Annotated in this window: 6 protein-coding genes; 4 read left to right on the top strand and 2 right to left on the bottom strand. The window is 60.1% G+C overall.

The genetic code is table 11. The features are described 5' to 3' along the window. The first annotated feature begins 11 nt into the window (after positions 1-11). Positions 12-3,596 (top strand): TonB-dependent receptor, encoded by a 3,585-nt coding sequence (locus DEA8626_RS02690; RefSeq protein WP_146188825.1) that lies wholly within the window; start codon positions 12-14, stop codon positions 3,594-3,596. Positions 3,597-3,730: 134 nt separating this feature from the next. Next, on the top strand, positions 3,731-4,648 hold the full coding sequence (locus tag DEA8626_RS02685; RefSeq protein WP_108851517.1) for an IS1595 family transposase: 918 nt from the start codon (positions 3,731-3,733) through the stop codon (positions 4,646-4,648). A gap of 596 nt (positions 4,649-5,244) precedes the next feature. Here DEA8626_RS02685 and DEA8626_RS20960 read toward each other — a convergent pair. Together DEA8626_RS20960 and DEA8626_RS02680 are read right to left on the bottom strand one after the other, a co-directional pair. Further along, positions 5,245-5,415, bottom strand: a complete 171-nt coding sequence (locus tag DEA8626_RS20960) for a hypothetical protein (RefSeq protein WP_181366335.1) — start codon at positions 5,413-5,415, stop codon at positions 5,245-5,247. Positions 5,416-6,042: 627 nt separating this feature from the next. Further along, positions 6,043-6,864: a hypothetical protein gene (locus DEA8626_RS02680; protein WP_108851516.1), complete on the bottom strand. Its 822-nt coding sequence runs from the start codon at positions 6,862-6,864 to the stop codon at positions 6,043-6,045. A 13-nt stretch (positions 6,865-6,877) separates the two neighbouring features. Here DEA8626_RS02680 and DEA8626_RS02675 point away from each other — a divergent pair, with 13 nt between their 5' ends. Together DEA8626_RS02675 and DEA8626_RS02670 are read left to right on the top strand one after the other, a co-directional pair. After that, complete coding sequence (locus DEA8626_RS02675; protein WP_146188824.1) at positions 6,878-8,071, top strand: hypothetical protein; 1,194 nt, start codon at positions 6,878-6,880, stop codon at positions 8,069-8,071. A 68-nt stretch (positions 8,072-8,139) separates the two neighbouring features. Further along, positions 8,140-10,635 (top strand): MAC/perforin domain-containing protein, encoded by a 2,496-nt coding sequence (locus tag DEA8626_RS02670; RefSeq protein ID WP_108851514.1) that lies wholly within the window; start codon positions 8,140-8,142, stop codon positions 10,633-10,635. Positions 10,636-10,710 lie beyond the last annotated feature (75 nt).

Below are 10,710 nucleotides of genomic sequence, written 5' to 3'. Positions count from 1 at the left end.
GGGGTATGAAGATGACCAACCGCATACTGCGCGCCAATCGAATGAACCGCGCGCTCGCCTTCGGCTCCACCGCCCTCGTCTTGGCGCTGATCGCACAGCAGGGCTTTGCGCAGACCATCCGTTGCGACGAAGTTCTTGTGCCGCAGCCCGAGAATTGTCGGCGCGCCAACGCCGATATCGTCGTGGACATGCCGCTCGGCGAGAATGCGGAAGCGATCGACACGGCGCCGGGGGCCGGCTTCGGCGATCTGGGGTTCTCGATCTCGATCGACGGCGACACCGTGGCGGGCGCGCCCGCACCGGCCGAGCCGCAGCGCGAAGCCGATCTTGCTGCGGCTGCCGCCGAGGTGGACGTGCGCTATGACGGGCTCGACCTCAGGCGGACGCTGAACGTCTCCACCAGTGACCTGCGCGCCGCTTATCGGGCGGGCGAGCAGGTCACGTTCAGGTCTTCGGCGAACTATCCGGCCTTCATCGCGCGGGCCGAACTCAGGATCATCGACCGCGCCGCGCGCGGGCGTCCGGTGATCGCGGTTCTGCCCGCCAAGGCCAATGGCGAGCTTGCCTGGACGATGCCGGAGGAGGGCTCTGGGGATCTCGCTTACGTGCTCCGCGTCTATGACAGCGCGGGGCGCTATGACGAGACCGCACCGCTCGAACTCACCCGCACCGACCGGGCCTTTGACACCCATGACACGACCGGTCAGGTGATCGCGGCGGGCGAGGGCGAGGATCGCTCGCGCATCCGCAACATCCCGCTTCGCGGCGGGCGCATCGTCGCTGCGGGAACCGGCGCCGTGCCAGGGGGCACCGTCCGCGTGATGGGCGAGGATGTCCCCGCCGACGGGTCCGGCGCCTTCGTGGTCAGCCGCATCGTTCCGGCGGGCGATCATGTCGTCGAGGTGGACCTTAACGGCCGCCGCATCCTGCGCGACGTCACCGTGCCCGACAGCGAATGGTTCTATGTTGGCATCGCCGACATCACCGCGGGGCACAGGTTGCGCGACGATCTGGCCAGTGCCGACCCGGACTATGAGAAGAATTACCTCGAAGGCCGTCTGGCGGGCTACGCCAAGGGCAAGACCCAACGCGGCTACACGATCACCGGCTCGGTCGATACCGGCGAGGGCGACCTGAAGGACGTGTTTCGCCGCCTTAACGACAAGGATCCGCGCAAGGTTCTTCAGCGTCTGGATGAGAACGACTACTACCCGACATATGGCGACGATTCCTCTGCCTTCGACGACGCGCCGACCTCGGGCCGTGTCTACCTCAAGATCGAACGTGAAGGCTCGAGCCTGACCTGGGGTGATTTCAAGGCGGATGTGACCGGCGCCGAGCTTTTGCGCAACACCCGCGCGCTCTACGGCGCGGAACTTCGCTACAACTCGCCCTCCGTGACCGAACATGGTGAAGTTCGTACCCGTGCCACGCTTTACGCGGCGCAGCCCGACACGCTGCCGCAGCGCGATATCCTGCGCGGCACCGGCGGCTCGGTCTATTTTCTCAGTCGTCAGGACATCAACGGCGGGTCCGAGACCGTCACCGTGGACGTTGTCGATCCCATCACCGGCCGCGTCGTCAGCCGCACCACGCTGACCGAGGGCGTCGACTACGACATCGACTACATCCAGGGCGTGATCGTCCTCAGCAAGCCACTCCAGTCCTCGGCTTCCGGCGGCGGGATCATCGGCTCCGGCACCGGATCGCTCGACGTTAACCTTGTGGTCAGCTACGAATATACGCCCACACTCGGCAATCTCGATGGTATGGCCTATGGCGGACGTGCCGAGGGCTGGGTCACTGAGCGGCTGCGTCTGGGCGTCACCGCCATGAGCGAGACGACCGGCACCGCCGATCAGAAGTTGGCCGGCGCCGACCTGCGCTACGAGATCGGCGAACGGAGCTACGTCGAAGCCGAGATCGCGCATAGCGATGGCCCCGGCTTTGGCCGGTCGCTGTCCTCCGATGGCGGCCTGACCATCACGCCCTCCGGCGTCGTCGGCGCGACGGGCGCGACCGCTTTCCGCTTCGACAGCCGTTTCGAACTGACCGATCTTGGCCTGAAGCGCCAAGGCTTCGTCGGCGTCTATGCTGAGCGAAAGGGCGCGGGTTTCTCGACCCTGACCGAAGACATCACCAACGACCAGAACCTTGTCGGCATGAATTCCGAGATCGGCCTGACCGAGCGCCTGACCTTCGGCCTCGACGCCGAGGACTTCCGCGAGGACGGCGGCGACAAGCGGACCAAAGGCGAGGTGCGCCTGGCCTACCGGATCGACGAAAGGTGGAAAGTCACCGGCGCCATCGCCCATCTCGACAAGGTGACGCTCAGCGATCCAACCGAGACCGGCAAGCGCACCGACGCGGCGGTGCGGCTCGATTACCGCTACAGCGACGATCTGGCGCTCTATGGGCTCGGACAGGTGACGCTGGCCGAATCAGGCGGGCTCGGCGATAATCACCGCCTCGGCTTCGGCTTCGATGCCCAACTGTCCGAAAAGCTGTCCGCCCAGGGCGAGATCTCCGGCGGCAGCAAGGGCCGTGGCACATTGGTCCGGCTCAGCTACACGCCGACGGCGGACAACGAGGTCTATGTCGGCTATACCCTTGATCCGACGCGGACCGGCGCGGGGTATTCGCTCGTCGGGCGCGATGACGGCGTCATCGTCGTTGGCGGCCGCTATCGCTACTCCGAAGCCGTCTCCACCTATGGCGAAAACAACTGGGATCTGTTCGGCGAGCGGCGTTCGCTGACCCGGACCTATGGTGTGACCTACACGCCGAATGCGCGCTGGACGCTTTCCGGCTCCATCGAGTCCGGTCAGGTCCGCGACAGCATTAATGGCGATTTCGACCGCGATGCCGTTTCTTTCGGGCTGGCCTATACCACAGAGGGAACGTCAGGCCGCGCGCGGCTCGAATACCGGATTGAGAACGGGATCGGGACGGCGCAGGATCGCAAGACCTGGGCAGCGACCGGCGGCTACGAATACAAAATCAACCCGGATTGGCGGTTCCTCGCCAATCTCGATGCGCTGATCTCCAAGGCCGATAGCGGCAGCTTTCTCGACGGTGAGTACGTCGAGGCGAGCCTCGGCTACGCCTACCGTCCGGTGCTCAACGACCGGCTGAACCTCTTAGCGCGATACACCTATCTGCGCGACCTGCCGGGAGCGGATCAGGTTTCGGTCAACGGGACGGTGAATGGAGACGTGCAGGTCAGTCACATCTTTTCGATCGACGGCAATTTCGATCTGTCGCCGAAGCTGACGCTCGGCGGTAAGTACGGTTTTCGTCAAAGTCGCGTAGCACCGCGCGGCACCAGCGTGTTCAACAATCAGACCGCGCATCTGGGCATCGTTCGCCTCGACTGGCACGTGGTGCACAAGTGGGATGTGATGGGCGAGGCTCGGATGCTTTACACCGAACAGTCGGATATCACTGAAACAGGCGCGCTTCTGGCCCTCTACCGCCATGTCGGCAACAACGCCAAGGTCGGCGTCGGCTATGAATGTGGCCGTGTCTCAGACAACCCCGCGGCTATCGACTATGTTGGCAAGGGCGTTTTCCTGAACCTGATCGCGAAATTCTGAAGATTGACCGGCATGATCAGCGGGCCGGGACGCTTTACCGCGAACGAGATCGCCACCAGACCTACTAAATAAGGCGATTATATACTTGACAAAGCAATCGCCGATTCTTAGATAAGGTTCAAGGAGTTAAAGCCATGAACCTGACTGACCCCATCTTTACCGACAAGGACGCCGCCAGAGAGTATCTGGAAGCCTCTCGCTGGGCTGACGGGGTTTACTGCCCGCATTGTGGTGGCACGGACAAGTGCAAGAAGCTGGAAGGCAAATCGCACCGCCCCGGCCTCTACCAATGTGGAGATTGCCGTCAGCAGTTCACCGTTACTGTTGGCACCGTGTTTGAGCGTTCTAAGGTGCCGCTCAACAAGTGGCTTCTTGCCACGTTCCTTATGGCTTCGTCCAAGAAGGGCATTTCTGCCCATCAGCTTCACCGCACCATCGGCGTTACCTATAAAACCGCTTGGTTCATGTTCCATCGCATTCGTGAAGCCATGCGCGACGATACGACTGGCGGTTTCGGCAACGGTGGTGGCGTGGTCGAAGTTGACGAGACGTTTATTGGTCGCGAACCGGGCAAGCCGGTCAAGCGCGGCGCCGGTCACAAGATGAAAGTGCTTACCCTCGTGGACCGCACGACCGGCAAGGCGAAATCCATAGTCGTGGATGACCTCAAGATCAAGACGCTACTGCCGATCCTCAAGGAGAACATCGCCGCAGAAGCCACAGTCTATACCGATGAAGCGATGCAGTACGACTACCTCAATCGCCACTTCGCGACTCATGACAAAGTGAACCATGGCGCTGATGAGTACGTTCGCGGTGACGTGTCCACGAACACCGTGGAAGGTTATTTCTCCATCTTCAAACGCGGCATGAAAGGCGTCTATCAGCATTGCGGTAAACAGCACCTGCACCGCTACGCCGCTGAGTTTGCATTCCGTTATTCCAACCGTATCGCGAACAACGTTGACGACAATATGCGCGCCAACGCCATCCTCAAAGGAGCTGAGGGCAAGCGCCTGACCTATCGGCGGACTGACTCAGTCGTCGCCTGAGTTCCGCGACTTAGTCGCCCGCTTGCTGGACGACTGGTCATCTTCCGATTGACTCTCAGATGGGCCGGAGTCCTCCTTGTGAGGCTTCGGTTTCATCTTAAGAAGGTTCTTTACTGTGGCTTCGAACGACGACAATTCTGACATTCACCTAGCTCCGGTTGACAATCTGGCGCTTCTGCGTGGCAGAGCAATCAGCGCCTACGCCAGAGTTGATTGGCACCTATTCATGCTTCTCCAAGCGCTAACCGATGTCCCTCACTTAGTCGCTGCCGAGATATACTACAACATCGTCAACACAAGGTCACGAGTAGCCATCTTCACCAATATTCTGTCGACCACTTTCATTGAACTAAAGCCATTTTGGTCTGGCGTGCTTTCTGAGTATGGAAAACTCACTACAACGCGCAATAGCATTATTCATTGGGTAAGTAGGGGGTCTGATGATCGGCTGATGCCGCCAAATTTCCTTTCCCACAAAGAGACCACGCCCTCAATAGGTCCAGACGATCTCATATCGTTCTGCGCAAAGGCAGACCAAATATCAGAGGCAACGTGGATGTTTACTCGAATAATGCTGCCCGACGAAGGCGATGATATCATTTCCGAGATTTGCGAAACATGGCTTGGAATATTTCAGCTACCGTTTGTCTATCCTTTTCCTGATAGTCATCCACTGCACCCGAGCCATAGAGGGCGTTCAAACCCGCTAAGATCATCGGCTCGGTGACTTCAATCTCCGTACCGGCCTGTCGCTTCTCATCTATCATGACGATCTCGCTTTGTTAAGTATATAATCGCCCTAAATAAGACTATGAAAACAACAGCATCATCATGAAAAATCTCAACGGGACGACTCATGCGAACAAGGCTGTTGCGACGCTGCGTTTTTCCGACCGCCATCAAGTTCGGTATGAAGAAAAGTGAGCACTTCTCATTTCTGTTGAGACGCTTTGGTTACCACGTTCGTTTCGCTCTGATCGCGTCCGAAATGGACTACTTTGTCGCATATTTGGCATCCGCAGCGAACGTTAAGTTTCCGTCCCCTTACAGGAGCTTTCAGTCGAGAAGTGCCCGCACCGGTCATTTGTGTCGCCTGAGCAACCGACCGCGTCGTCCCGCAAAGTGTTAGTTCACATGCCCAAACATTTCGCGCCCGCAGCGAATGACTGGACTGGCGACGCTGCGCTGCGGCAACGCCATGTTCGTCGAATGTCTCCTGAGGGCCGATCTCTCGCGACTGCGTGTTTGGCTTTCCCAAAGAACTCCAGCTGGCTCCTCAGTTGGTGCAGACGGCCTTCTCAAGGCGAGCCCAAATGCCCGAAAACTCACAGCCGGATCGGACGAGGCTCAGTGGACACAAGGGTACCACTCGCCCAAAGGTAGAAAATTCACGCCTATGCCCTGATATCAACAGGCAGAGCGCCGAGCGCTTTTTCGGACAAGCCGAACTTCCCTGAAAGCGCTGCTTTGGCGCCATTGCCCTGTACGTGACAGATCGAACCGAACCCACCCTTTTTCGCACTCATCAGGTCGCCAAGAACCTCCTGAGAGCCAAGCGCGTCGATCTGAAGGTTGCGCGCATACCAGACCCGTCGCAGGGGCAGCAACTGCAGCGCGCAGTTTGCAACCCAACAGCCAAATCCGATCGAGATCACGGCGCAGGGTCGTCCTGCCTTGTTCATGGCGCTGTTCAGAACCTGGATCGCCGCCGCTTGAAGGAGGTTCACTTCCAGAATACGGATGGCCTTATCGGGCGACCAGTGCTGCTGGTCGATCCCAACGTATTGCACGACGAGGCCATTGAGTCCGAGATGACCTCGCCACGCAGGAAGCTCCTCGACCAGTGCCGCGAGCGAGCTCCCAGCGCCGGCGACAACGAAGCCGACCCCGTTTGCCACATGATCATGGACGGCTGCACTCAATGTCGAGGTAAAACACTTGCCGTCGGGGTCGATCAGCAACAGCTCGCCATTCCGGCCCGCGTCCTCGGCGGGCACATCCGGCCCTGCACCCTCTGCCGCTGCGACAGAACCCATGCTATCGATGGCATCGAGCGTTGCCGCGAAATTGGGTGCGTTGTATAGCGCGGTCTTGACGTCCTCCGGATGCGCATCGAAGGCCGCCTGCAACTCGATACTTGCTTTCGCGAGCCCGATGGAAATCTCCCTTCCCTGCCGAGACAGACCTGAGGAATAGTCCTTGTCGGTTTCCACCACGTGAATATACTCCTTGGGAAGTCGGTTACTGTTTCTAAAACGTTACGCCTTTTTCGCTCGAACTCCACGATCCTTTTGGTGCCTCTGTGTCGGGGAAGGTCTTCAGATGGATATTCCTGGTTATCTGTTCATTCAGCAGGCGATGCGGGCGTCAAGGCAGCGCGGATCTCCCATCGTAGTCGAACAGTTCGAGGTCGGAGAATTGATAGCCGGCGACAACCGCCGCGAGAGCATCTACAAGATCACCAATACAAAAACCAAGGAAACGGCTCGCGTCGCGAACTCCCCCGACCTTCTAACCGAGGGGGTGGCGCTCGCCATGTTCAACGACCTCGGGATTGAGCCGCATCCGATGGTTCTCGAGCCCGCGCGCTCGATCAGGGTTGACGAATTTCTCGCGCATGCAAGGGCCAATGGCGTAAACTCTGAGTACGAGCCCGGCAGGACACGTTACCGTCTGACCAAGGGGCGTTTCCTCGCGAAGCGCACCGCATATGTTGCCGCGCCGGGATCCGCGCAGGATGCCGAGTTCGACGCACGGGCGTCATTCATTCTGAGGAGCGCATGCGATGACCTCGACATCCCCTACCCGGAGGTACTCGATCCGGCTGACCGGAAGAGCTACACCGATCTCGATGCCTTGATTGTCGCTCTGGGCAATCCCAATAGGAAGATCGTCGAGGATGTGGATTCGCTGACCGGCGATATCCGGTGGGCCGATACCTTAGAGGATTCTGACTCCGAAGGCGGGGCCAACGAGCCGGTCGTCGTCCGCGCCGCGAACTGGGTGGGTAGGGCCGTGAAGCCCTCCGAGGCCGTGCGCGTGCTCAATGACTTTCGCGCTCAGCAGGATCTGGATGTGGCGCCGAACCCGCGACGCCGGATTGTATTTGGGATGCAGAGGCAGCCTCGGCCGGTCGTCGACGGTATAGCTGCCGCGCTACGGAGGATGCCTGAACGCGACGGTGCTTCAGATATGGACGAGGCAGACACCGTTCAAATCGAGTCGATCTGGGACACGATCGCAGAGTTCGACACAGAGCGTGGCGACGGCGAAAGCCAATCCGCAGAAGAGTTTCGCAAGGCCTATGATGCCGAGCATCCTGACGGCGAAGACGATAATCGCGACTCTCGTGACCACGACAACAACGAGCCGACTTCCGACAAGAGCCACGAACACACCACGGGCGACGGGCCGGGGCACTAGGCGCGCCACCCGAACAGAAAGGCCGCCGACCTCCACCCCGAGGCCGCGCTGCACTCGGGGAGGGACGTATGAGAGTTTCCACGAACCTGGCGGCCATCTTCACCGCGAGCCTTACGTTTTCGACAACCGCCGGGTCAGAAGACCTCGACTTGGCGGGCATCTGGCGCGACGAGACTGCTCAGGTCGCCGACAAGAAGCTGCCCGTCCAAGTCGATCTGCCCGACGGGGATAGCAGCCCGCACGGCACTTATGTGTCACTGCCCTATATCGCGATCCTGCGTGCGAAAAGCGGTGCGCTGCACTTCTACACCGATGTCGGCGCGATGCAGGCTGAGGTGCAGCCGGTAGCAGGGACACCGGGCAGCTACAACCTCGCCGATCTGACTCCGGGGGCAAATGGTAAGGTGCTGGGTGTTCTCAAGGCTTCGACGGAGGGATGCGCTCCGCGGCCTGCGTGCTTTCAGCTCGAGCCGCCTCCGGGCGCCGATGCCGCGGCCTTTCCCTTGCCGAGCGGCGACCTGAAGTTCTACGTCCCGATCGACCCCTACGATCCGTCAAAGGACCCCAAACAGGACCAGACCTACGGCAGCAACTTCGCGCCGGTCTCGGGCAATTTCGACTATGTGACCTTCTGCTACAACATCAACGGTCTCGATCCATACAACATTCAGAAGAACACCGGTTGCCGGAATGTTTTGTTCCAAGTGCCCGACACGAATTCCTATTCATACCAGAAGGTCGGATATGCGAGCGGCGGCAATGCCGACATCCCATTCGGCTGGACCTACAAATCCGACGACCAGACGATCGGTTCCAGCAAGGCACGCACAATCGACACCGGCCGCGACATGGCAAATTCAGACTCGCTCGACATAGGCGTAAATGCGAGCGTCAGCCTCTTCGGCTTCAATGCGAAGACCAGTGTTAACGTCGGCACTTCGCACAAGATACAGGAGCTCTCGGAGACGAAATCTGTCGTCGCGGAAATGACGGAGGTCAAGTCAAAGTTCGCGCTGGTCCTGAACCGTTATTACACGACGCTCAGTCCGGATTTCGTGACTACGATCCGCAATCTCAAGGGCAAACCGGCGGCGGACAAGGCCTATGAGGTCGTGATCTCGGAATGGGGAACGCACTACCCTAATGCGGTGACCTTCGGGGCGCGCGGTTCGCGAAAACTGACCTTGAACGAAGAGGCGATCAACTCCCTCCGCGACAGCCAGACGAACATCTCGGCCGGGCTTTCGGTAGACTATGAAGGCAGCGGTGGCGGAGTCGATGTCAAATCCGCCCAGGAGGCTATGTCGAGCATCAAGAAGATTGTCACCACCGAGAACCGTGATTTCAGGTGCTACGGCGGCGGCGACTGTTCGGAGGACGGCGTGCCCTCGGGCGCGGATATCGTGCCGATCTTCCTCGATCTCCGGCCACTCTCAGACCTTCTCGCTCCGCCTTTCTTCTCGGACGAGGAGATCCTTGGCCAGATCCGGATCAACCTAGCACGAGCGATCCTGAAAGCGGCCTATGTCGAGCGGAACGATTTGAACGCGCCCACGCTGAGTGCGGTGCAGGCAGTCAACCCCACCGGAACGCCCCTAGGGGCGCCACAGCTTCTCTGCGGCGACTTGGCAGTCACCACCCGCCCCACCGGCAATCCGTCGCCTCTAATGTCCACCTACTGCTGCGTTCCACAGGCTGTCGCCGAGCCGGTGGTGGCGGCAATGTCGCTGAAGGGTACGACCGATCCGTTGACGCGCCCGGCGGGACTTTTCCGTCGCCCGATCAGCATCGACCCCGCCCAGCCGGTGAACTTGCCGACAGCGGCAGATCCGGCCCCCTTCATTTCGAGCGTGACGGTCGATTACCTGTTTTTGCATCAGCGCGACGACACCGATACGACCGGAGTCTACACACCCGATCTGAATAGCTACTGCCAAACGACCTACGGCGACGGATGGTCGGGGACTGTGACCGGGCAGATTGCGAGTTGCATCAGCGGCTCCGCGACCAATCAAATCAACGTTCAGCAGGTCTGCGCCGCCCAACATGGTGGTTCCTCATATGCGGCCTGGAGCGATGTCGAGGGCGCCTGGCTCTGCGGCTTTGGAAGCCAGCTCCCGGTAGATGTCACGACCTGGTGCAAGGCGCAATTTGGTCCGACATCGGTCGGCAGCGGGCAGGTGTGGCCGGACCTCGACGTGCCTCGATACATCTGGAGTTGCACGCCTGGGGGGCAGGTCGACGCAGGGCGAATCTGCACCGACATGGCCGGACGCTCATACAAGCCCACATTCGTGAATGAGGCGGACAGCAACGGTAACCTCATTTGCCAAGGGGTCTTCGCTGAGGTTCGGACTGCCGTTCCAGTCGATGGAACGGTGCTGACCTATCCCGACCTGAAGCCCTATGATGCGACCAGCGCGGCCGTCGGCAGTCCGCCGGCCAATGTGATCGTGCCGCTCAACTGGACGGGTGACTCGGCTGTAGCGTGCGGTGGCGTGAGCCTCGATCTTGTCATTGCGTTGCAGAAGGTGGGCGCGGATGCGCTTCTGACGTCTCCGTGAGAACAGTGTGCATTCTGCGAAAAGCGTGGTGTCGAGCGCCTGCAGCGTTAGGGGCTTTGTTTCGCTAATCCTTGC

The sequence above is a fragment of the Defluviimonas aquaemixtae genome (assembly GCF_900302475.1).
Lineage (GTDB): Bacteria > Pseudomonadota > Alphaproteobacteria > Rhodobacterales > Rhodobacteraceae > Albidovulum > Albidovulum aquaemixtae.
This window is presented reverse-complemented; position numbering and strand designations above follow the sequence as displayed.

Coding starts and splice junctions, on each gene's coding strand:
- DEA8626_RS02685 (WP_108851517.1), top strand. CDS start 3,731: ATGAACCTGACTGACCCCATCTTTACCGACAAGGACGCCGCCAGAGAG.
- DEA8626_RS02670 (WP_108851514.1), top strand. CDS start 8,140: ATGAGAGTTTCCACGAACCTGGCGGCCATCTTCACCGCGAGCCTTACG.
- DEA8626_RS20960 (WP_181366335.1), bottom strand. CDS start 5,415: ATGATAGATGAGAAGCGACAGGCCGGTACGGAGATTGAAGTCACCGAG.
- DEA8626_RS02690 (WP_146188825.1), top strand. CDS start 12: ATGACCAACCGCATACTGCGCGCCAATCGAATGAACCGCGCGCTCGCC.